Raw genomic sequence first — 22,187 nt, 5'->3', positions numbered from 1 at the left:
TTTTCGCCCCCCCCCCCCACACCCATTACGCCCCCCCCGGGGGCCCAGCCCCCGGACCCCCGCTCCTCAAACGCCGGAGGGGCTGGATTTTTCAGCCCGTCCGGCGTTTGAGGACGAGGCCCCTTCAGGGCTGAACGGGGGTCTGGGGGGCGGAGCCCCCAGGGAATAAAGCGGAGAGTGCCTCCTGTTAACGCCGGACGGACCTAGCGCACGGCGAAACCGACGGAGGCAACACGTGACGGCAGACGAGATCCGGGGGACCGCTCGGGGCAGCGCGCCCGTGCCCCTCTCCGTACTGGACCTGGTGACCGTCGGCGCGGGGCGCACCGCGAGCGACGCGCTGCGGACCAGTGTCGCCCTGTCCCGTCTTGCGGAGTCGCGGGGCTTCTACCGGTACTGGGTGGCCGAGCATCACTCGATGCCGGGTGTCGCCTCCTCGTCGCCCGCCGTGATCCTCGCCCACCTCGCCGCCCACACCGAGCGGATCCGGCTCGGTTCCGGCGGTGTCATGCTGCCCAACCACGCGCCGCTCGTCATCGCCGAGCAGTTCGGCACGCTGGAGGCCATGGCGCCGGGCCGCATCGATCTCGGCCTCGGGCGCGCGCCCGGCACGGACGGCGCCACCGCCGCCGCCCTGCGCCGTACGGACCGCCTCAACGAGGGTGCCGACGACTTCCCCGAGCAGCTCGCCGAGCTCACCCGCTTCCTGGACGACGACTTCCCTGACGGCCACCGGTACCGCCGTATCCACGCCGTCCCCGGCCCCGTCCAGGCGACCTCCCCCGGCGGCGTCCAGTCGCCCCACCGCCCCCCGATCTGGCTGCTCGGCTCCTCCGGTTTCAGCGCCCGGCTGGCGGGTGTCCTCGGTCTGCCCTTCGCCTTCGCGCACCACTTCTCCGCGCAGAACACGATCCCCGCGCTGGACCTGTACCGGGAGTCCTTCCGGCCGAGCGAGGTTCTGGACGCCCCGTACGCCCTCATCGGCGTCTCCGCCCTCGCCACCGACGACGAGAAGGAGGCCCGCCGCCAGGTGCTGGCCGCCGCCCTGAACATGGTCCGTCTGCGCACCGGCCGCCCCGGTCTCGTCCCGACCCCCGAGGAGGCCGAGGCCTACGAATTCAGCCCCATGGAGCGGGAGTTCATCGACTCCTGGAACTCCAACGTCATCCACGGCACACCGGACGAGGTGCGCGCCGGCCTCGACGACCTGCAGAAGCGCACCGGTGCCGACGAGTTGATGATCACGGGCAACGCCCACAGCGGTGAGGTGCGGCTGCGCTCGTACGAACTCATCGCGGACGCCTACGGCTTGGCGACCGCCTGATCCCCGGTGCGTGCGCTCTGCTCCTCGCCGGGGCCGAGCAGCTGGGAGATGCGATCCGGTGACACCGGCCGTGAGTACAGCCACCCCTGGCCGGTGTCGCACCCGATGCGCCGCAGGCGGGATGCCTGTGCCAAGGTCTCCACGCACTCCGCGGTGACCGTGATGCCCAGGCGGTGGGCGAGCTGGATCATCGCCTCGACGACGACCTCGTCGGCCGGGTTCGGCGCGATGGCGCCCTCCTTGTCGCTCTCGTACTGGAAGCCCCGTACGAAGGAGCCGTCCAACTTCAGGACCGACACCGGCAGTCGGCTGAGGTACGCCAGGTTCGAGTAGCCCGTGCCGAAGTCGTCGATCGCGATGCCGACGCCCATCCCGCTGAGGGCCTGGAGGGCTTGCAGGGGGCGCCCCGCCGAGCCCATCACCGCGGACTCCGTGAGCTCCAGCTGGAGCAGATGGGGCGCGAGCCCGGTCTCGGCGAGGGTCTCGGCCACATCGGCCACCAGATCCGAGTCCCAGACCTGACGCACCGCCACATTGACGCTCACGAACAGCGGCGGCTCGTCCGGATGGTCCACCTGCCAGCGGCGCGCCTGGCGGCAGGCGGTGCGCAGGATCCAGCGGCCCAGCGGCACGATCGAGCCGTCTTCCTCCGCCAATCCGATGAACCGATTCGGCGTCAGCATGCCGAACTGAGGATGGTTCCAACGGACGAGCGCCTCGACACCGCGCAGCCGCCCGTCCTCCATCCCCACCAACGGCTGGTATTCGAGAACGAATTCGTCGCGTTCGATGGCGGGGCGGAGAGTGGACGCCAGGGCCTGGCGGGTCATGCGGTGGGCGTTGCGCTCCGGGTCGAAGAGCGTCCAGCGGGCCTTTCCGTCGGCCTTCGCCCAGTACAGCGTGGTGTCGGCCGCCTGCATCAGCGCGGTGGCGGTGGTATCGGCCGCGCGCCGCTCCACCACACCGATCGAGGCCGACACCGACACCCGCTGACCGGCGAGGTCGAACGGCGCCTGCACCGCCTCCAGCACCGCCTCCGCCAGATCGGCGAGTTGCTCGGTGCCCGTCGAGTCCTCCACCAGCAGGGCGAACTCGTCGCCGCCCAGTCTCGCCACCAGGGGGGCGCTCGTTCTGCCGTAACCCGCCTCGTCGGCGCAGCGCGTGAGGCGTTCGGCGACGGCGGCCAGCAGCCGGTCGCCGACGCGATGGCCGAGTGTGTCGTTGACCGCCTTGAACCCGTCCAGGTCGAGGTAGCACAGCCCGATCCGGCCGGTTCCGCTCTCCTCGTACGACTCCGCCTCCAGGGTGGCGGTCAGCCGCTCGAAGAACAGGGTGCGGTTGGGCAGCCGGGTCACCGGGTCGTGCATCTGCAAGTGCCGCAGCCGGCCCTGGAGTTCACGGTGGGCGCTGATGTCGGTGAGCGACATCAGGAGGCCCTCCTCGTGGGCGGCCAGCGGCGAGACGGTGACCTGGACCCAGACCGACTGGCCGTCGGGGCTCTTCAGTCGGCGCGTGCAGCGCAGTCTGGCCTCGCGGCCGCGCAGCACCTCGCGGTACGCGTGCCAGGTCCGCGCGTCGGACGCCAGGTCGACCAGGTCGGCGGCGAGGCGGCCGGCCAACTCGTCGGGGGTGCTGCCGAACAGGGCGCCGAACCCGTCGTTGGCGCTGACCACCAGCCCCTCGCGGTCGACGACCGCCATGGCCAGAGGTGCGGCCTCGAAGACCGAGCGGTACGCAGGCGACTCGGCGCGAGTCGTCAGCGGCTCGGTACGAGGAGACGCATAGTCGTCACTCTCTGTTACAGCGCCCCGGTTGAGGTCTGCCGTGGGCGCCGGCCCTTCGGACGTTCCGCTCACCGCTCGCTCCCGCAGTGCACTCGATCTCTGTCCGTGCCGGAAAGTGTGCCGATCATAGAGGCAGACCCAAGGGCCTTCCACCCCACATCCAGTGTCCCGGATCGGGCGGTACTTCTGACAGATCGTTTCTGCCCGCAGCTGGACGGGTCGTTGGGGCAGCTGACCGCTTGTGACGTTCCGTGAGCGTTTCGGGGGTGTCGGCTCTGATCGGGCCTCGCGGCCGAGTCACTCTTCTGGGGCAGGCGAACAGGGCGTAATACGACAAACTGACACAGGCTGGGTGCGGTGTCCCGAGTACCGCCCCCGGAGGTCCCTGTGCCGTGTCAGTCCCCCCTCAAGCATTTTTTCAGGGGTCCCCGACTGCGCAGCACCGCCGCCGTGTTCACGACCCTGTCGGCGCTGGCCGCGACCTCGCTGGTGACCGGGCCGTCGATCGCCGAACCGTTCTCGGCGGTGCCGTGTGCGCTGCAGCGCACCGACGCGCATCACTCGGAAGGCCTCGACACCTGGAACGCCGCATATCCGCGGCCGACCCGCGCGTTGAACGCCGTGATGATCTTTCTGTCCTTCCCGGACGCGGTCCCGCGGACCACGCCCGCCCAGTTGACCGCCGACCACTTCCCGGCCACCAGTCGCTACTTCGAACGTGCCTCCTACGGCAGGTTCACCCTGTATCCGCATCCGCTGCGGCACTGGATCCGGATGCCGAGGCCGTCCACGGCGTACGCCATGAAGCGGGACTGGAACGCCGAGCACCGGGCCGCGTATCTGCACGACGCGCTGGCCGCCGCCGATCCGCAGGTCGACTTCTCCCGCTACGACATCGTGTACTTCGTCGCCGACCCGGACGCGCCCGGCGTGGACTCGGACGCGACGAAGGTCGTCAACCTGGACACCCCGCTCAGGGCGGACGGCACGGACATCCGGCGCGTCGTCACGGTCTTCGAGAGACACCCGCCGGACCGGCTCGTCCTCGCCCATGAGACCGGACACGTCTTCGACCTGCCGGATCTCTACCACCGTCCCGACGACGGCAAGGGCGACTGGGACACCTACGTCGGGGACTGGGACCTGATGGGCAGCCAGTTCGGGCTGGCCCCGGATCTGTTCGGCTGGCACAAGTGGAAGCTGGGGTGGCTGGCGCCGCGGCAGGTGGTGTGCGTGCGGGAGGCGGGCGTCACGCGGCTGACGCTGGAGCCGCTGGATGCCATCGCGGGGGCTCAGATCAGGGGGGCGGCGGGACCGCCGGCCTTCGGCCTCGGCCGCGGAGTGAAGCTGGCGGTGGTGCGGACCGGTCACGACAGCGTGCTCGCCTTCGAGGCACGCGGGCCCCTCGGCAACGACACGGCGGCCTGCCGTTCAGGAATCCTCGTCTACCGGGTCCGCGCCGGCGCCCAGTCCGGCGGCGGCCCGATCGAGGTGATCGACGCCCACCCCCATACGGAAGCCTGCTGGGAGAACTCCGTCTACCCTCCTCTCGCGGACGCCCCGGTCTCCCTGGGCGAGACCTTCAAGGTGCCGGGGGAGGGGATCCGGGTGCAGGTGGAGGGCCGGACGGTTGCGGGGGCGTGGACGGTGAAGATCACAGCCGGGGGCTGATTTCTTCGGTCCGCGGCCAGGGCGGCTGGGTGGGTTCTTGGGTCTGCGGTGCCGGCGGCCGGGTGGGTTCTTGGGGCTGCGGCGTCAGCCGCCGGTGCTGTGGATGCCGGCGGCGAACCTCCACGGCGCGTGACACTCCAGTCGGGGGCTGATCTCCTCGGCCTGCGGTCACGACAGCCGTTGGGGGTGTGGTGGCCCCCGGGTGAGCTCTTCGGCCTGGGGTGCCGGCAGCCGCCGGTGTTGTGTGTGTCGGCGGTGACCCGGCCCCGCGCTGACTTCTTCGGTCTGCGGTCACGGCAGCCGTTGGGGGTGTGGTGGCCCCCGGGTGAGCTCTTCGGCCTGGGGTGTCGGCAGCCGCCGGTGTTGTGTGTGTCGGCGGTGACCCGGCCCCGCGCTGACTTCTTCGGTCTGCGGTCACGGCAGCCGTTGGGGGTGCGGTGGCCCCCGGGTGAGCTCTTCGGCCTGGGGTGCCGGCAGCCGCCGGTAAAGGGGGGTGTGGGTGGCGAAGCCCCCACAACGCGCGGCGAAGCCGCGCAAAAACAACGATGGCGAGACCGGTTCGCGCTTTCCGCGAACATGCCTCGCCATCGCCATCGTGCGCCGCCAGGGACTCGAACCCCGGACCCGCTGATTAAGAGTCAGCTGCTCTAACCAACTGAGCTAGCGGCGCCTGCTGACGTCGTAGACCTTAGCATCCTGATCGGCCGGGGGAAAAATCGATATCCGCACGGCTGCGCGGGCCGCCCGCACGGCTGCCCAGAGCAGGATCTCGGGGCCCGGCAGCCAGGGGTGGCGGGTGTCCGGGCCGACCAGCCAGCGGGAGTCGGGGGAGGTCGGCGGGGTGGTGGTGAGCAGGGGCGGGACGGTCACCGCGTCGCCGTTGCCGTGGCACAGCAGCGGCGGGATCGCTCCCGTGCGGCCGAACTCCTCCCAGCGCAGCAGTGAGGGCAGCCGCTGGGCCGTGCCGGGCGCGGCGAACAGCAGCATCCGGCCCCGGAACGTCGCCACCGGCCCGGAACCCGGCCCCTCGTCCCACAGTCGGTCGACCATCCGGCGCGCGAAGACCGCCGGCGCACTGACGACGTCGAAGACCGTGCCGCACGGGAGCACCGCCGGGGCGTCGGCGCGCTCCTTCCAGAGGGCGAGCGTGCTGCGCGGGTACGTCCCTGCCGAGGAGAGCCAGGCGGCTCCGTCCGCGGTGACTCCGCTGACGTCGTAGCGGTCGGAGAACGGATCGATGCGTTCGCTGCTCATGACACCAATGTCTACCGGCTGTGAACGCACCGCTCCTCACGGTTGCCGGAAACCGGGACAGGTGGGAGAGAAGAGGAGTATCTTGCCCGCCTGGCATATGCCAAACCGAAGTGGACCGTATTCACACCGGGTCGGCGGTGCCCTGCCCTTCGGCCCCGCTCATCAGGTCCTGCCCGTACTCGACCATCTTCTTGGCATAGTCCTCGGTCCACTCGGCGCGTTCCGCGATGTCCGCCGGCGTCAGCCGGTCGAACCGCCGGGGGTCTGCAAGCTGCGCGGCCGCCATCGCCTGGAACTCCACTGCCCGGTCGGCCGCCGCGCGGAACGCCTGCGCCAGCTCCGTGGAGCGGGCCAGCAGCGCCCGCGGATCGTCGATCGACTCCAGGTCGAAGAAGTGCTCAGGGTCGGAGGCCGCCTCCGCGGGCTCGAAGAGCAGGGGCGCGGGGCGTAGCCGCGGTTCGTTCCGACGCGGCGTGGGCTCCGCCATGTCTTCTCCTCCTCGTACGTCGCAATCGACCCGTCCAGGACCACCGGGCCACCGTCCATTGTCCCGCGGCCACGCAAGTGGGCCCGGAACCCCAGGTCCCTCAAGGCCCGAACGCCACCCGATGTTCCCCGAGCCGCACCGGTACCACGCTCACGGCTGCCAGCTCACCCGGTGTTCCGCCAGCTGTGCCAGTACCGCGTGGTTCGCCTCCCAGCCGTCCGGGGCTGTATCCATTGGCCGCTCCGGCGGCGTGCCGGCCTCCGGCCGGCGGATGAGCGGCGCAGGGCTCGACGGGAGCAGCTCGGCCTCCTGTGTCACGGCTGCCAGCTCACCCGGTGTTCCGCCAGCTGTGCCAGTACCGCGTGGTTCGCCTCCCAGCCGTCCGGGAACTTCACCAGCGTTCCCAGCTGCACCGGCTCCGTGGACGGGTAGTCGTCCAGGAGCTCGCTCACCCCCGCCCGGCAGATCACGATGCAGGCGTGGCGGTGACGGGAGGCGAGGACGCACAGGCGACCTGTTTCCAGGTGGAAGGCGGTGGCGTCGGGGCGGCCGGAGAGCGGGTGGAGGACGACCGTGACGTCGTATTCGCGGCCCTGGAGACGGTTCGCCGTGTCGACGGTGACGTCCGTGACGCCCAGCTCCGCGAGCGCCGCGCGGATCGCCGCCGCCTGGTCGCGGTGGGCCGTGCCGACGGCGATCCGGTCCGGCGTCAGCGGCAGGGGCTCCGCTGGCGCACGCTCCGACGTGGCCGCGCCGCCCCGGTCCAGCAGCCGCCGTACGACCGTCGCCACCGCCCGCACCGCCTCGGGGTCCGTGCGCGGGGTGTGCCGCGCGGGAAGTTCCAGCAGGCCCCAGCCCGACTCGGCCGCCTCGTCGATCACCCGGTCGGGGCCGGAGCCGTCGGACGGGACGGCGAAGGCGAGGCGGCGGTCGCCGTGGTCCGTGCCGCTGCGGAAGGGGGTGTACGGGTAGAAGGCGTCCGAGACCAGGGGGGCCGCGGAGGCCGGGAGGCGCCAGGACACCGGCAGGCGGTGCTGCGGCAGTTCCGGGTTGTGGGCCAGAAGGGTGGTCACGGCGGAGGCCGAGGGGTCGTACGACAGGCCCGCCCACTGCTCGCTGCCCACGATGGAGAAGGGGTCGAGCTGGCCCGGGTCGCCCACGAACAGCGCCCGCTCGAACAGCCCCGCCACGGAGAGCAGCGCGTCCGAGCGCATCTGGTACGCCTCGTCCACGATCGCGTGCCGCCACGGCTCGTCGACCTTCACATGCGCCCACTTCGCGGCCGTGGAGACGACGACCGAGAGGCCGGTCAGCTCGCCCGCCTTCGCCGACTTGCGGACGTTCGGCAGGTCGTCGAGCGCCTTGTCGTACGGGTCGGTGTCGTTGCTGTGCAGGCGGCCGACGGGGAGCTCCCGGTTCTTCTCCGCGAGCCGCAGCACGAGATCGTCGACCTGGGCGTTCGTCTGGGCGACGATCATCAACGGCCGCCCCGCGTCGGCCAGTTCGAGGGCCGCGCGGACGACGAGCGTGGACTTTCCCGCACCGGGAGGGGAGTCGACGACCACGCCCCGGTGGGCGCCGTGCAGGGTGTCGCGGAGGATCGCGTCGGTGGCTTCGGCAGCCAGGGCGCCGGGGTCGAAGGCGGTGGTCACAGGACGTCCTCCGCGGTCAGGGGATCGGCGGCCTCCGCGGCGGCCTCGCCTGGCGGCCCGCCGTGGGTCCACGGCGTCTCCTCCGGGTCGGGCAGCTTCGGACCGCCCCGCTGCTCGTGCTCGAAGAGGGTGAAGCAGAGCCGGTCGCCCTTCTCGGGCACCGAGCCGGCCTCGGGTTCCTTGCCGCGGCCCATCTTGTCGAGGACACGCAGCACGAGCAGATCCTCCGCCTCCCGTCCGACGAGCTCGGCCGCCTGCGGCTTGCCGCCCAGCGAGCGGTACACCTTGACCCGCTCACCCAGGTGCGGACGGTCCTCCGTCCGTACGGTGACCAGCGGGCGGGGGCTCGGCCGCTTGCCCTCGCCGTACGCCATCACGACATCCGTCACCTCCCCGGTGAACGCCTCCCCGGACAGTCGCCGCCCCGCCATCACCAGCGGATCGTCGAGCGCCTCCTGGGCCTCCAGCCGGGCCTGTTCGCGCTCGCGTGCGGCGAGCTTGTTGGCGGCGGTGACCGCGTCGTCGCGGCGCGGCTGCGGCGGCTCGCCCGCGACGATCCGGTCGCGGTGGCCGGTGAACGACCAGCGGTCGCGCGTCCACCGCTCCTCGACATGCGCCCCGTCGGGCAGCGCCCGCAGCAGGTCGAGGCCCTGCCACACCTTCTCCCAGGTGGGCAGGGTCCGGCTCAGCACCAGCTCGCGGATCTCCCGCTCGGCGGCGGTGAGTTCACCGAGCCGGTCGTCCGCCTCCAGACCGTCCTCGGCCACGGCGAGGGCGGTACGCGCGCGGTCGTAGCGCTCGATGGCGGGCGCGAGCAGCTTGTTGTCGAACGCCGGGTCGGTGGCCGGTCCGGCGGGCGGGCAGAGCAGTTGGCCCTTGGCGTCGCGGGCCAGCTCGGCGTGCAGGGCGGCCTCGGCGCCCGTCGAGCCCTTGGGAGGGTCGATCCAGGCGAGCAGTGCGCCCAGGTGCTGGTCTTCCAGGGTGGACTGCCCCGTCGCCCAGTGGCGGGCCAGGACGTCCGTCATCGCCAGCAGGAGGCAGGAACCGGGGACGCGGGCACGCTCACCGAAGTGCGTCAGCCAGCGGCCGAGCAACGGCACGCGCGGGGGTGCGGGATACGGCGCCTCCGGGTCCTGTTCCGCCGTACGCCTGAAGCGCATGGAGCGGCCGAGCAGCCGTACGAAGTCGACGCCCGCGCGGCTCGGCACGATCAGCTGCGGGGCGTCCGCACACAGCTCGACCTCGACCTTGACCCGCTTGCCGGTCTCCGGATCGGTCTCGTTGCGCTCGGCGGCCTCCACGTCCTGCGCGTACATGTCGAGATACGGCAGGACGGCGTCGGCCAGCTCGGCCAGGAACGTGAACCTGAGGTCGCGGTCGCGCGGCTGCGGTACGGCCAGCAGGCGCGGCGCGTCCCGGTCGGTGCCGACGAGCGCGCCGAGCGGGGCGCCGGCCTCGCCCGCGGTGGTGAGCGGCACGAAGACCAGCGGCCGCTCGGACAGATGCCGGTGGCGGACGGTGGCGGCGGCTTGCGCGCGGCCGGTGCGCACCGCTTCGAGGCGGGCGAGGGTGGAGATCAGTGACACGGAGTGACCTCCTGACCGAGGGGAGCGAGGGCTTCGGCACGCAGTTGCGCGGCCCTCCGCAGGGCCGCCACCGCCGGGTCGTCCGGGTCGCCGCTCTCGCCGCGGGCCGCCGACAGGACCTCCTCGACCGTGGTCAGGCCGCCCAGTTCGGCGCGGACCGAGCGGCCCAGGGACGTCACCGCGCCGGCCGCGCGGGAGCGGTCGCGGCAGTGGAAGGCCAGCTCGCAGGCGGACAGACACTCGGGTGCGTACGTCGCCGGGACCGACTCCACGGCCGAGGTCAGCTCGGCGGCGGACAGCTCCGGGGAGAAGCAGGTGCCCTCGGGGAGCGCGTCGGCGATGTCCTCGATACGGGTGAGACGCGCCAGCTGGCGGCCGGTGACCGCGCGCTGCTTGCGCACGTCGACGGCCGAGGCGGTGGGGAGGTTGGAGAAGTCCTTGGGGCAGACGAGCAGGATCCGGTGCCGTACCTCGGGGGCGGGGTCGAGGCGGGCGGCGACCTCTTCCAGGGCGAGGACGTACACCGCCGCCTGGCGTGCCGCCGCGCCCACCTTCGCCGGGTCCGCGCTGCCGTCCAGCATCGGGAAGGACTTGATCTCCACGACCGTCCAGCTGCCGTCGGGGTGCACCACCACGGCGTCCGGCTCCAGGAACGCGGGGGAGCCCGCCACGTCCAGCGCGAGCATCGGGTGGTCGAGGAGCGTCCAGCTGCCGACGGCCGCGGTGGCCTCGCGCAGCGCCAGTGCCGTACGAGCCGCGCGGCCCTCGGGCCCGGCCGCGGAGAGGTCCGGCACCAGCGCGTCGGCGGGCGGTTCCGCGCGCCGGTCCAGCTTCTCGTGCACCAGCCTGAGCAGCTCCGCGCCGCCGTCCGCCTTCACCTTCGCCTCGAACGCGTTGCCCCGCGTGAACGCGAACTGCGACTGCCCGAAGACCGCAGGGGAGCCCAGCGCGCTCGCCACCGCCGCCTTGTTCACCCCGGCGCCGTCCAGGATCGCGCGCCGTCTGCACCCGGGGTTGGCGGCGAGGGCGGCCAGGGCACGCGCGTCCAGCGCCTTGGCCGGTACCTCGGGACCGCGCAGCTCAGCGAGCCGCTGCCGGAGCGCCTTCCCCCGCGTCCGTGGGAGAGGCACCCGGCTCGGCTCCGGATCCGATCCGGGACTCGCGCTGCCGTGGAATTCGCTCACCCGCGGAAGTCTGGCATCCGGCACTGACAATTGGGGAACCTGCGACCTGAGCGCCCCCTGCGCCGAAGGGCAGCCGCTCCCTGATCCGGTCCGCGCCCCGCATGACGTACGGCGTCAGGAACAGCCCGACGCCCATCACGGCAACGCCCGCGACCGCGTCGAGGAAGTAGTGGTTCGCGGTGCCCAGGACCACCATCGTGGTCCCCAGGGGGTAGGCCACGGCGGCGACCTTCGTCGTACGCGTCCTGCCGTACCGCCACAGCATGACCCCGCACCACAGCGCCCAGCCCACATGCAGGCTCGGCATGGCCGCGTACTGGTTCGTCATCCCCCCGAGGCCGCGCGGGGCGCTGGCCTCGCTGCCCCACCAGCCGTACGAGCTGTACTGCGCCATCGTGTCGACGAAGCCGTGGCCTGCGGAGAGCAGGCGCGGCGGGCAGGTCGGCAGCAGGGTGAAGCCGATCAGACCGAAGAAGGTGGACGTCATCAGCCAGGTGCGGGCCGCGCGGTAGTGCACGGCGCGCGATCGGAACAGCCAGACGAGGATCGCCGGTGTGATCAGGTAGTGCAGTGACGCGTACCAGAAGTCCGCCGGGACGCCGAGCCACGCCTCGCGCGTGAAGAGCCGGTTGAGCGGGTGCTCGGCGTTGATGTGCAGGAACTTCTCGATGTGCAGGATCGCCACGCCGTGGTCGACGGCGTTCGAGGTGTCACCGCGGGCGAGGAGGCGGCCGGCCGAGTAGCAGGCGTACACCAGCAGGATCAGCGGGACCTCGGTCCACCAGCGCAGGCGGGTCTGCGGGGTCGCTGCCTCGATGCCCGGTGTCGTCTCGGTCCTCGGCATCCGATCGCCTCCCCCTTCGTTCTCGCGCGGCGCCCGGCGGGCCGGTCGTGCCACTTTACGGCGTACGTGCGCACCCGCTTCGGGCGCCCCGGCCCTCAAAGACGCAGAGATCGCCCGCCGGGTTGCCCGCCCCAAGGGTGCGCGATGATGGACTGGTTCCGCCTGCGATTTCTCCCGGAAGGCCTTTCAGCTCATGGCACCGCGCATTCTGCTGGCCCGGCACGGACAGACCGCGTGGTCGCTGTCCGGCAAGCACACCGGCAGGACCGACGTGCCGCTCCTGGAGGAGGGCCGGCGGGGCGCCAAGCTGCTCGGCGAGCGGCTGCAGCGGATGCCGTTCGAGGGGCTTCCCGGGGTTGCCGTCCGCACCAGTCCGCTGGCACGCGCGCGTGAGACCTGCGAGCTTGCCGGGTTCGGGGAGCGGGCGGTCGTGTGGGACACGTTGATGGAGTGGGACTACGGGGCGTACGAGGGGATGACGCCCGAGGAGATCCAGGGCGTGCGGCCGGGGTGGTTGATCTGGCGGGACGGGGTGCCCGGGGGTGAGTCGCTTGCCGAGGTGGCCTCGCGGGCGGATGAGGTGGTGGCTTGGGCGCGGGCTGAGGACCGGGATGTGCTGGTGTTTGCCCACGGGCACATCTTGCGGTCCATCGGGGCTCGGTGGCTGGGGCTGCCGTTGGATTTCGCCGCGCGTATTCGGTTGAACCCGACGTCGCTGTCGGTGCTGGGGTGGGCTTATGGCGAGCCTGCCATTGAGAGCTGGAACGACCTGGGGCACTTGACCGGGGAGTGAGCTGTGCCCGGGGGTGGTGCTGGCGGGCGGGGGTTCGCCGGCCGGCGCTCGCCGGGTGCCGCTCTCTTTGGGACGGGTGCCGCCCTCAGCGGCACGATTGCCCGCAGCTACGGCGGGGCGGTTGCGGCAGCTACGTGCGCGTGCCCGCAGCTGACGCCGGCTGCCCGCTGCTGCGGAAGTGCAGCTGTCCGTGGCTACGGCGTTCGGGGCTGGTTTGCGTGGCGTTCCAGGAAGCCCGATACGCCCGATGCCCGGCGGTGGGGCAGAAGGACCCTCGCCGTTCCCGCCAGCATTGTCTGGACTCGGGAGGACTGGACCTGGTCCAGGAGGTCCAGTACCTGCATTCCGGCCGTTGCCGCCTCGTCAGGGCGGCCGCCTCTGGCCAGGTCGTCGGCCAGTTCCGCCGTGTACAGGGCGATGTTGCGGGTGAAGTGCGGGTTCTGGAGCCGGGCCGCGCGGCGGGCGTGGCGGGCGGCGCGCGGCCAGTCGCCCAGAGTGGACCAGCACTGCGCCTCCAGGCCCTCCAGTTCGGCCTCCCCGTAGAAGCTCATCCACTCGGGGGCGGCGTCCGAGGGGCCTCGCTCGAAGAGGGTCTGCGCACGGACGAGCGCCTGTTCGCAGGCGGTGCGGTCGGCGAGCCCCGCCCAGCCGCCCGCCTCGCGCAGCGCGAGCAGCGACATCAGGCGGGCGGAGCCCAGGGGGCGCGCGACGCGTTGTGCGGCCTGCGCGGCCCGGACCGCCTCGCGCGGGCGTCCGGCGTCGCGCGCGAGGAAGGCCGTGTTGCAGAAGGCGTGCGCCTCCAGGGCGTCGTCGCCGGTCATCCGGGCGGTCGCGAGCGCCTCCGCATAGTGCGAACGTGCATCGTCGAACCGCCCCGAGTCGTGCGCCAGCCAGCCCACGGAGATGGCGAGTTCACCGGCGCCCGAGTGGAGCCGGTCGGCGGTCGTCTGCCGGGTCGCCCCGGCGTCCAGCAGCGCATAGGCGGCGCGCAACGGAGCCGACGCGCGCCGGTAGAGCCCGTCCGCGCCGTGCCGGTCGTCGAGCACCCGGATTCTGCGTACGGCCTCTTCGAGCGCGTACGCGTCGTTCGCGCCGGGGCGGCGGACGGGACGCCCCGCTGCCGCGGCGTCGAAGGCGAGCCCGATCGGGCCCAGCGAGGCGGCGGCTACCGTGGCGCCACCGCCGGTCATGAATGCGCGACGCAGCACGTCGCTCTCCTCGTAGCTCTCGTGAAGCGCATGGCTCTCGTGGTGATGCCCATGCGGGTCGTAAGGGACTTGCGGGTGGTGAGGGACCTGCGGGTCCGGGTTGTCCTGCCTCTCATACGGCTCGTACGCCCCCTGTGTCTCACCGGTGCTGTGCGCCCGGCGTCCGCGTACGGACGAGCGGGACGCGAAGCCCAGGTCGGTGAGGGTGCGGCCGGGGAACATGTGCAGGAACACCCGTTCGTATGCGTAGTTGGGGCAGCGGATCTCGCCCGCCTCGACCCGGCCGATGTAGCGCGCGTCGCAGCTGACCCGCTCCCCGATCTCGCGCGCGGCCCGGCGCACCGCGGCGGCGAACTCGGCCGGCGAGCGCTGTCCGCGCAACTGCCTGAAGACGAGGTTCGGCCGCGGTGGCCTGGGGGGCGTGGGCTGGGACGAGGTCAGCTGTGACGACGCCATGGCCGGGTCCTCTCGTGCGAACCGTCGAACCATGCCGGATTCAGGGTGGGTTGTCCGTGAAGAGCCCTGTCTCCAGCGGGGAAGAACGTACCTGCTGTGCCGGAGTGCTCACGCTGTGTTTGGCTACAAACCGGATATCTCATACGGGATCTGCCATGAACTGCCATCCTTTGTGGCTGACTTCTGCCGTAGCCGTTGACGCGTGCGCCGCGTTGAACCCTGCGGACCGGGAGCCGCCCGACTCCCGACCCGCTTCGTTCAAGGAGGGGTTCCGTGGTGGAGGCCGGGATGGAGACCAGACAGAGCGTCGTTCCTCGTACGCCGCCCGCGACCGTGGCGCACGCCCCGGGGCGCGGCGAGCCGCCCCTTCCCGACGGCGCGTGCGACCTCGTCACCGTGCCCACCCGGCAGGGGCTGGAGGCCGTCGACATCCTGCGGCGCGGAGCGGGCGACGCGGTCGGCCCCGTCCTGCACGACGACGACTGCAACACCCTGGGCTTCGTGGTGCCGCCCGGTACCGCCGCCGCCTGGGACGTCCCGGGCAGTACCTGTACGGAGACCGACGGCCGCGGTCTGAGGCTGAACCCCGAGCCGCCCGTGGCGGGCTCGGACTGGCTGCTCCCGCCCGGCGAGGCCGACCTCGCGACCGACCCGGCGGTGCTGCGCGCCGCCCTGGGTGAGGCGGCACGGATCATCGAGGCCGCGGACAACTGCCGCTGACCTGGTCGCTCGTGCCACCCCGCGCAGGCGTGGCCGCTTGGCGCTGCCGATAATGGCGCAATGGGAAAGTCCAGGAACCCCCGGCGCGCGGGCGGCGCTGTCGAAGCGGTCGTCGAGGCCGTCGGCGGCGGACTCGCCGAGCTGATGCCCGACCGGGACCGGGCGCGGGCCTGGACGCTGCTGATCGACGGGGCGCCGCAGTCGCACGTCGATCTCGACGACCCCTCCTACCTCTCCTTCGAGTACCAGCGCCGGCTCGGGCATGTCATCGACCTCGTCGCACCGGCCGGGAAGCCCGTGCATGCCGTGCACCTCGGCGGCGGAGCCCTCACCCTCGCCCGCTATGTCGCCGCCACCCGCCCCCGCTCCACCCAGCAGGCCGTCGAGCGGGACGCCGCGCTCGTCCAACTGGTCCGCCGTGAGCTGCCGTTGGACCCGAACGCCCGGATCAGGGTGCGTTCCGTCGATGCCCGTGAAGGGCTCGCCAAGGTGCCCGACGGCTGGGCCGACCTCGTCATCGCCGATGTGTTCAGCGGCGCCCGCACCCCGGCCCACCTCACCTCGACCGAGTTCCTCGACGAGGTCCGCCGGGTCCTGAAGCCGGGCGGCTGCTACGCCGCCAATGTCGCCGACGGGCCGCCGCTCGCCCACCTCCGCGGCCAGATCGCCACCGCGGCCGCCCGTTTCCCCGAACTCGCGCTGGTCGCCGACCCGACCGTGCTGCGCGGCAAGCGCTTCGGCAATGCGATCCTCGTCGCCTCCGACGCCCCGCTGCCGATCGCGGAACTGACCCGCCGGGCGGCCTCCGACCCGCACCCCGGCCGCGTCGAACACGGCCGCGCACTCCTCGACTTCACCGGCGGGGCGACCCCGGTGGCGGACGAGGCGGCGGTCGCCTCTCCGGCGCCGCCGCCCTCGGTGTTCCGCTGAGTCAGCGCTTCGCGATATGCCGTCGATCGTCTGCAGCGCCATCGTGGCTGGTCGCGCCCACGCGGCGGAGCCGCACATTGATACAGCCCCGCGCCCCTTCAGGGGCTGCCGAACCGCCGCGGACTCCGCACACCCTGCTTGGTCCCGGGCGCCCCAGCAGTTCCCGACTAGTAGTTCCCGACTTCCACATGCGGCGGCCCGTCGTGCCAGGTGCAGATCACCGAGACCTTGTTGGTGCCCGAGGTGAACTCCACCCGGATCCAGGTGGCCGTCTTCCACGTCTGCATCGACCAGCCGGTGTCCGGGGTCGCCATGACGAGCGTCGCCGCACTCTTGCCGAGGTCGAAGACCACCCGCCCGCCGTCGGTGTCGTAGCTCTTGACCTGGCCGGATGCGGTGGGGGTCGGGGCGGGGCTCGATGTCGGTGTCGTCGACGGCGTGGGCGTCGGGGAGGGCTTGCTCGACGCGCCCTTCGACGGTGACGGCGACGGCCGCTTCGTCGACGACGCCAGCGGCTTCGACTCCTGTGTGGTCGCCTCCGCCGCCGTGATCGGCAGGGCGCGCGGCGGGTCGTACGCCGTGCCCGCCATCACCGTGTGGACACCCCACCACGACAGCGTGACCGCCGCGCCCGTGGCGAGCGACCAAGCCAGTACGTGTACGAGTCCTCTGCGCATCGCGGGCCATACTGCCTCACGCGTCCCACGGGTGTCCCGTCCGTTGTCCACAACCGAAGAGTTGTCCACAGGCCCGGATACGCCTCTTCCGCATGGCGTACGGTGCCGCGCATGGCAAGTGTGCTCGTGGTCGAGGACGACCAGTTCGTACGCTCGGCGCTGATCCGGCACCTGACCGATGCCGCGCACACCGTGCGCAGTGTCGGGACGGCGCTGGAGGCGCTGCGCGAGGTCGCCCATTTCCGTTTCGACGTGGTGATTCTGGACCTTGGACTGCCCGACCTGGACGGGTCCGAGGCCCTGAAGATGCTGCGCGGGATCACCGATGTGCCTGTGATCATCGCCACCGCGCGGGACGACGAGACGGAGATCGTCCGCCTGCTCAACGCGGGCGCCGACGACTACCTGACCAAGCCGTTCTCCGTCGAGCACCTGTCCGCGCGGATGTCCGCGGTCCTACGACGGTCCCGGTCCTCCCCTTCGGACGCCTCGCCCTCCACCGTCCTGCGGGTCGGCGGCCTCACCGTCGATCCGCTGCGCCGCCAAGCCGAACTGGACGGCGTCCGCCTCGACCTCACCCGCCGCGAGTTCGACCTGCTGGCCTTCCTGGCCGGCCGGCCGGGCGTCGTCGTACCCCGCAAGGAACTCCTCGCCGAGGTGTGGCAGCAGTCGTACGGCGACGACCAGACCATCGATGTCCATCTGTCCTGGCTGCGGCGGAAGCTGGGCGAGACGGCGGCGCAGCCCCGCTATCTGCACACGCTCCGGGGTGTCGGCGTGAAGCTGGAGCCGCCGGGTGGGGAGCCGCCGCGATGAGATGGGCACTGGTCAAGGTCTGTCTGGCGGTCACCGCCATGGTCGTGGTCGCCTTCGCGGTGCCGCTCGGACTCGTCATCAAGGAGATGGCCCGCGACCGCGCGTTCTCCAACGCCGAGCGGCAGGCCGCCGCGGTCGCCCCGGCGCTGTCCATCACCACCGAGCGCGGCCAACTGGAGCGGGTCGTCGCCTCCGCCGGCTCGGACTCCGGGATGGCCGTGCACATACCGGCGGCCGCCGGACAGTCCGCCCTCGACATCGGGCGGCAGCGCGCCGCCGACGAGGACATCGCGACCGTGCGCAAACTCGGCCGCGCCTCCACCACCGCGGTCTCCGGCGGCTCCACCCTGCTCCAGCCGGTCGCGCTGAGCACGGGCGCGATAGCCGTCGTCGAGGTGTACGTCCCCGAGTCCGAGGTCAGCAACGGCGTCGGTACGGCCTGGGCGGTGCTCGCGGGTGTCGGGATCGCCCTGATCGTCGGATCCGTCGCGGTCGCCGACCGGCTGGGCGTACGGATGGTGCAGCCGGCGCAGAAGCTGGTCGAGGGCGCGCACGAGCTGGGGGAGGGGAAGCTGGGGGCAAGGGTGCCGGAGGAAGGTCCGACCGAACTGCGGCTGGCGGCGGTCGCGTTCAACTCCATGGCCGATCAGGTCGTGCAACTCCTGGCAAATGAGCGGGAGTTGGCGGCGGATCTGTCCCACCGGCTGCGGACCCCGCTGACCGTGCTGCGGCTGAATGCGGCCTCGCTCGGCGACGGACCGGCCGCCGAGCAGACCCGGGCCGCCGTCGCCCAGCTGGAGCGCGAGGTCGACACCATCATCCGCACCGCCCGGGACGCCAAGCCGCAGACCGCGGCCGCCGGTCCCGGTGCCGGATGCGACGCGGCCGAGGTGGTCCGTGAGCGGATGGCGTTCTGGTCGGCGCTCGCCGAGGACGAGGGCCGCAAGTGGCGGATGGCCGGCGCCGACCGTCCGGTGCGCATACCCGTGGCCCGGGCGGACCTCGCGGCCGCGCTGGACGCCCTGCTCGGCAACGTGTTCCGGCACACCGCCGAGGGCACGGCCTTCGCGGTCGACCTGCACAACGGGGAGGACGCGGTGATCGTGCTGGTCTCCGACGCCGGCCCCGGGATCCTGGACCCCGAGGCCGCCATGGCGCGCGGGCGGGGCTCCGGAAGCGACGGATCCACCGGCCTGGGCCTGGACATCGTGCGGCGGCTCGCCGAGTCGACCGGTGGTGACGTGCGGATCGGGTCCTCGGTCCTTGGCGGGACCGAGGTGCGGATCTGGATCCAGCTGGACGGGCGGGAGCGGACGCCCGGACGGGGCCACCGCTCCGTACGGCGACGCAGACAGAAGAAGCTCGTCTAGAAATTGGTCTCTACCTTTAACCGTCCCCGATCCCTTCCTTAAGCGCACCCTAAGATCCTCAACCCCCGTCCGGATCAGGCACTTTGCCCGATTCCGGCTCGCTAGCGTGCTGCCGCACCCGACCCCCGAACCATGAAGGCAGGCACGCGCATGAGCACGCACCGGCGCAGGATCAGTGGCAGGAACAAGGCGATCGGCGGAGCTGTCGCCGCGGCCGTGATCGGTGGCGGCGCGCTCCTGCTCACCGGTACCGCACAGGCGGCCGGCGTGGCCGCCGCGTACACGAAGACCAGTGACTGGTCGACCGGGTACACCGCGCAGTACGTCGTCACGAACAACACCGGGCAGACGGAGAAGAGCTGGAAGCTGGAGTTCGACCTTCCGTCCGGCGCCAAGCTGAGCTCGCTGTGGAACGCCGAGTCCAGCGTGAGCGGACAGCACGTCACCGTGACACCGGCCAAGTGGGACACCGACGGCCTCGCGCCCGGCAGGTCCGTCACCGTCGGCTTCGTCGTCAACGGCACCGGAAACCCGAGCAGCTGTCTCGTCGACGGCGCCAAGTGCTCCGCGGACGACGGCCCGACGCCCGAGCCGAGCGGCCGCCCGACACAGTCCCCGACACCCACCCCCACGCCCACCAGGACGGCGCCCCCCACGGCCACCCCCACCCCGACCCAGAGCTCCGGCACCGGCACCACGGCGAGCGCAGGCTTCGCCCCCTACGTCGACACCTCCCTCTACCCCGCCTTCGACCTCCTGGCGAGCGCCGACGCGACCGGCGTGAAGAACTACAACCTCGCCTTCATCACCGACGGCGGCGGCTGCACACCCAAGTGGGGCGGCGTCACCGACCTCGGCAGCGACTCGGTCGCCTCCCAGATCGGCGCGCTCCGCGCCAAGGGCGGCGACGTCCGGGTCTCCTTCGGCGGCGCCTCCGGTTCCGAACTGGCGACGACCTGCTCCTCCGCGGACGCGCTGGCGGCGGCGTACGGCAAGGTCGTGGACCAGTTCAAGCTGACCAAGGTCGACTTCGACGTCGAGGGCGGCGCGCTCCCGAACACCACGGCGAACACGAACCGCGCGAAGGCCATAGCCAAGCTCCAGGCGGCCCACCCCGACCTGGACGTCTCCTTCACCCTCCCGGTCATGCCCGAGGGCCTCACCCAGGACGGCGTGAACCTGCTCTCCAACGCCAAGTCCAACGGCGCGAAGATCAACACCGTCAACATCATGGCCATGGACTACGGCGCCTCCTACAGCGGCGACATGGGCACCTACGCCGAGCAGGCGGCCACCGCCACGCAGGCCCAGGTCAAGAGCGTGCTCGGCCTCTCCGACGCCGCCGCCTGGAAGACGGTCGCCGTCACCCCCATGATCGGCGTCAACGACGTCTCGTCCGAGATCTTCAAGGTCGACGACGCCAGCCAGCTGACCGCCTTCGCCAAGTCCAAGGGCCTCGGCGGCCTCTCGATGTGGTCGGCGACCCGCGACCAGCAGTGCGCCGGCGGCACCAAGCCCACCGCCGACGCCACCTGCAGCTCGATCAGCCAGGACAAGTTCGCCTTCTCGAAGGCATTCGGCGCCTTCAACTGACCACCACTCAACGGTGGTTGACGCGCCCCGGCCGGACTCCCCCCCACCCGGCCGGGGCGCGCATGCTCGGGCTGGACCGGTCGCAGCCGTGGCCGACACGGCACCTCGCGCACGCCGTGCTGAGCACGACACCGCGACTTCGAGACCATCGCCTCGGTCACCGGCCCGCCGGCCCAGTGGCTTGCGCCGCCAGGGAGCCTGCGACCGCGTGGCGCCAGTCGCGAGGTGCGGCACGCCTCCTCGGTGTGCCGCACCCCGCGCCCCGGTTCGCCTCCGTCGGTCAGTCGGTCGGCAGCGACGGGAGGGAGCCCGTCCGAGCCGCCTGCCCATACCAAAGGGCGCTCGACTTCGGCGTACGAGCAAGCGTGGCGTAGTCGACGTACACCGCCCCGAAACGCTTCTCGTAGCCGTACGCCCACTCGAAGTTGTCCATCAGGGACCACAGGTAGTAGCCGCGCACGTCCGCGCCGTCGGTGATCGCCCGGCGTACCGCCGCGAGGTGCTTCTCCAGGTACGCGATGCGCTCGGGGTCGTGGACGCGGCCGTCGGGGTCGGGCTTGTCGTCGTAGGCGGCGCCGTTCTCGGTGATGTACAGCGGCAGGCCCGGGGCCTCGCGGGTGTACCGCATGATCAGCTCGTGCAGGCCCGTCGGGTCGATCGTCCAGCCCATCTCGGTGCGCTCGCCAGGCGTCTGGTGGAAGGCGACGTCGTCCGCGCCCGGCCACGGGGAGTGGTCGCTGGCGCCGTGGCCGTCGGCGCGCGGGACGCTTGCGTCCGCGTCGGTCGCCGAGACAAGCGCGGGCGTGTAGTAGTTGAGGCCCAGCGCGTCCAGCGGCTGGTTGATCGCCTGCAGGTCGCCGTCGAGGACGTACGACCAGTCGGTGATCTGCTCGGTCGCCGTGAACAGCGACTCCGGGTACGCGCCGTGCAGGATCGGACCGTGGAAGACGCCGTTGGCCAGGTCGTCGATCTTCCGCACCGCGGCCAGGTCCGCCGGGTCCTGCGGGGAAAGGGGCCTGACCACGGAGGAGTTGAGGCTGAGCGCGACCGAGTTGCGGGCCGGCATCACCGACCGCAGGGCCGAGGTGCCCAGCCCGTGCGCGAGGTTCAGGTGGTGAGCGGCCCTCAGCGACGCCTCCGGGTCCGTGCGGCCCGGTGCGTGCACCCCGGAGCCGTAGCCCAGGAACGCGCTGCACCACGGCTCGTTGAGGGTGATCCACTGCTCCACCCGGTCGCCCAGCGCCTCGCCCACGATCTGGGCGTACTCGGCGAACCTGAGCGCTGTGTCCCGCTCCGGCCAGCCGCCCGCGTCCTCCAGCTCCTGCGGCAGGTCCCAGTGGTAGAGGGTGACGGCCGGCTTGATGCCGTGCTCGAGCAGCTCGTCGACCAGCCGCCGGTAGAAGTCCAGGCCGACCTGTACGGCAGGGCCCCGGCCCGTCGGCTGCACCCGGGACCAGGAGACCGAGAAGCGGTACGCGGACAGGCCGAGATCGGCCATGAGCGCCACGTCGTCGCGGTACCGGTGGTAGTGGTCGACAGCGATGTCACCGTGATCGCCGCCGGCGGTCCTGCCCGGCGTATGACTGAAGGTGTCCCAGATCGAGGGCGTACGACCGCCCTCCCGCACCGCCCCCTCGATCTGGTAGGCGGAGGTCGCGGCCCCCCAGAGGAAGGCGGGGGGAAAGGTCACCGGGGTCGCCGGCTGTGCGGACTCAGGCATGGAAGCGCTCCCATAAGTGGTCGTCGAGACCGAAGAGTTGGAGGGGGTGGGGGGCGGACAGGGGGAGGAGGGGAGGGGGCCGAGGCGGCGCCGGCTCGGCCCCGAGGGGACGTACGAC

General features: G+C 72.0%; 19 protein-coding genes and 1 tRNA gene. 8 read left to right on the top strand and 12 right to left on the bottom strand.

The features are described 5' to 3' along the window. Positions 1-235: 235 nt before the first annotated feature. Positions 236-1,324 (top strand): LLM class flavin-dependent oxidoreductase, encoded by a 1,089-nt coding sequence (locus ACWCRD_RS13925; RefSeq protein WP_450966076.1) that lies wholly within the window; start codon positions 236-238, stop codon positions 1,322-1,324. Here ACWCRD_RS13925 and ACWCRD_RS13920 read toward each other — a convergent pair. Next, complete coding sequence (locus tag ACWCRD_RS13920) at positions 1,303-3,180, bottom strand: putative bifunctional diguanylate cyclase/phosphodiesterase (protein ID WP_450966075.1); 1,878 nt, start codon at positions 3,178-3,180, stop codon at positions 1,303-1,305. The genes ACWCRD_RS13925 and ACWCRD_RS13920 overlap by 22 nt on opposite strands. A gap of 285 nt (positions 3,181-3,465) precedes the next feature. On the opposite strand from ACWCRD_RS13920, the gene ACWCRD_RS13915 reads away from it, so the two are divergent. Then, a complete protein-coding gene (locus ACWCRD_RS13915; protein WP_450966074.1) occupies positions 3,466-4,779 on the top strand; it encodes a M6 family metalloprotease domain-containing protein in 1,314 nt (437 codons plus the stop codon). Between the two features lie 596 nt (positions 4,780-5,375). Here the strand turns inward: ACWCRD_RS13915 and ACWCRD_RS13910 are convergent. The 8 genes from ACWCRD_RS13910 to ACWCRD_RS13875 form a co-directional block, all read right to left on the bottom strand. After that, positions 5,376-5,449: transfer RNA gene (locus ACWCRD_RS13910), tRNA-Lys, on the bottom strand. After that, positions 5,440-6,033, bottom strand: coding sequence for a bifunctional DNA primase/polymerase (locus ACWCRD_RS13905; protein WP_450966073.1), 594 nt, complete (start codon positions 6,031-6,033; stop codon positions 5,440-5,442). Before ACWCRD_RS13905 ends, ACWCRD_RS13910 begins: the two co-directional genes overlap by 10 nt. 121 nt (positions 6,034-6,154) lie before the next feature. After that, complete coding sequence (locus ACWCRD_RS13900) at positions 6,155-6,520, bottom strand: hypothetical protein (RefSeq protein ID WP_450966072.1); 366 nt, start codon at positions 6,518-6,520, stop codon at positions 6,155-6,157. Positions 6,521-6,670: 150 nt separating this feature from the next. Then, positions 6,671-6,838, bottom strand: coding sequence for a hypothetical protein (locus tag ACWCRD_RS13895; RefSeq protein ID WP_450966071.1), 168 nt, complete (start codon positions 6,836-6,838; stop codon positions 6,671-6,673). Continuing rightward, the gene (locus tag ACWCRD_RS13890) at positions 6,835-8,172 is read right to left on the bottom strand and encodes an AAA domain-containing protein (protein ID WP_450966070.1); all 1,338 of its coding nucleotides are present in this window, start codon (positions 8,170-8,172) and stop codon (positions 6,835-6,837) included. Before ACWCRD_RS13890 ends, ACWCRD_RS13895 begins: the two co-directional genes overlap by 4 nt. Continuing rightward, positions 8,169-9,758: a hypothetical protein gene (locus ACWCRD_RS13885; RefSeq protein WP_450966069.1), complete on the bottom strand. Its 1,590-nt coding sequence runs from the start codon at positions 9,756-9,758 to the stop codon at positions 8,169-8,171. Before ACWCRD_RS13885 ends, ACWCRD_RS13890 begins: the two co-directional genes overlap by 4 nt. Continuing rightward, entirely contained in the window at positions 9,749-10,888 is a 1,140-nt protein-coding gene (locus ACWCRD_RS13880) for a hypothetical protein (RefSeq protein WP_450966068.1), read from the bottom strand. The genes ACWCRD_RS13885 and ACWCRD_RS13880 overlap by 10 nt, the downstream gene beginning before the upstream one ends. Continuing rightward, a complete protein-coding gene (locus tag ACWCRD_RS13875; RefSeq protein WP_450966067.1) occupies positions 10,839-11,786 on the bottom strand; it encodes a phosphatase PAP2 family protein in 948 nt (315 codons plus the stop codon). The genes ACWCRD_RS13880 and ACWCRD_RS13875 overlap by 50 nt, the downstream gene beginning before the upstream one ends. A 193-nt stretch (positions 11,787-11,979) precedes the next feature. Between ACWCRD_RS13875 and ACWCRD_RS13870 the strand changes: the two genes are divergently transcribed. Beyond that, a complete protein-coding gene (locus ACWCRD_RS13870) occupies positions 11,980-12,579 on the top strand; it encodes a histidine phosphatase family protein (RefSeq protein WP_450966066.1) in 600 nt (199 codons plus the stop codon). 194 nt (positions 12,580-12,773) lie between these two features. Here the strand turns inward: ACWCRD_RS13870 and ACWCRD_RS13865 are convergent, their stop codons facing one another. Then, entirely contained in the window at positions 12,774-14,243 is a 1,470-nt protein-coding gene (locus tag ACWCRD_RS13865; RefSeq protein ID WP_450966065.1) for a hypothetical protein, read from the bottom strand. A gap of 288 nt (positions 14,244-14,531) precedes the next feature. Here ACWCRD_RS13865 and ACWCRD_RS13860 point away from each other — a divergent pair, with 288 nt between their 5' ends. Both ACWCRD_RS13860 and ACWCRD_RS13855 read left to right on the top strand, forming a co-directional pair. Beyond that, entirely contained in the window at positions 14,532-14,963 is a 432-nt protein-coding gene (locus tag ACWCRD_RS13860; protein WP_365831402.1) for a hypothetical protein, read from the top strand. Between the two features lie 60 nt (positions 14,964-15,023). After that, complete coding sequence (locus tag ACWCRD_RS13855) at positions 15,024-15,893, top strand: spermidine synthase (RefSeq protein ID WP_450966064.1); 870 nt, start codon at positions 15,024-15,026, stop codon at positions 15,891-15,893. A 167-nt stretch (positions 15,894-16,060) separates the two neighbouring features. On the opposite strand, the gene ACWCRD_RS13850 is transcribed toward ACWCRD_RS13855, so the two are convergent. Continuing rightward, positions 16,061-16,570 (bottom strand): hypothetical protein, encoded by a 510-nt coding sequence (locus ACWCRD_RS13850; protein WP_450966063.1) that lies wholly within the window; start codon positions 16,568-16,570, stop codon positions 16,061-16,063. 111 nt (positions 16,571-16,681) lie between these two features. On the opposite strand from ACWCRD_RS13850, the gene ACWCRD_RS13845 reads away from it, so the two are divergent. The 3 genes from ACWCRD_RS13845 to ACWCRD_RS13835 all read left to right on the top strand — a co-directional run bounded on the left by ACWCRD_RS13845 (position 16,682) and on the right by ACWCRD_RS13835 (position 20,349). Beyond that, positions 16,682-17,386, top strand: coding sequence for a response regulator transcription factor (locus ACWCRD_RS13845; protein WP_344402777.1), 705 nt, complete (start codon positions 16,682-16,684; stop codon positions 17,384-17,386). After that, a complete protein-coding gene (locus ACWCRD_RS13840; protein WP_450966062.1) occupies positions 17,383-18,756 on the top strand; it encodes a sensor histidine kinase in 1,374 nt (457 codons plus the stop codon). Before ACWCRD_RS13845 ends, ACWCRD_RS13840 begins: the two co-directional genes overlap by 4 nt. 150 nt (positions 18,757-18,906) lie before the next feature. Further along, entirely contained in the window at positions 18,907-20,349 is a 1,443-nt protein-coding gene (locus ACWCRD_RS13835) for a glycoside hydrolase family 18 protein (protein ID WP_450966061.1), read from the top strand. A gap of 280 nt (positions 20,350-20,629) precedes the next feature. On the opposite strand, the gene ACWCRD_RS13830 is transcribed toward ACWCRD_RS13835, so the two are convergent. Next, the gene (locus tag ACWCRD_RS13830) at positions 20,630-22,069 is read right to left on the bottom strand and encodes a GH1 family beta-glucosidase (RefSeq protein ID WP_450966060.1); all 1,440 of its coding nucleotides are present in this window, start codon (positions 22,067-22,069) and stop codon (positions 20,630-20,632) included. Between the last annotated feature and the right edge of the window lie 118 nt (positions 22,070-22,187).

It is taken from the genome of Streptomyces sp. NPDC002092 (assembly GCF_053593775.1).
Note: the sequence above shows the minus strand (reverse complement) of the source record. Positions and strands in the feature narration are given on the sequence as shown.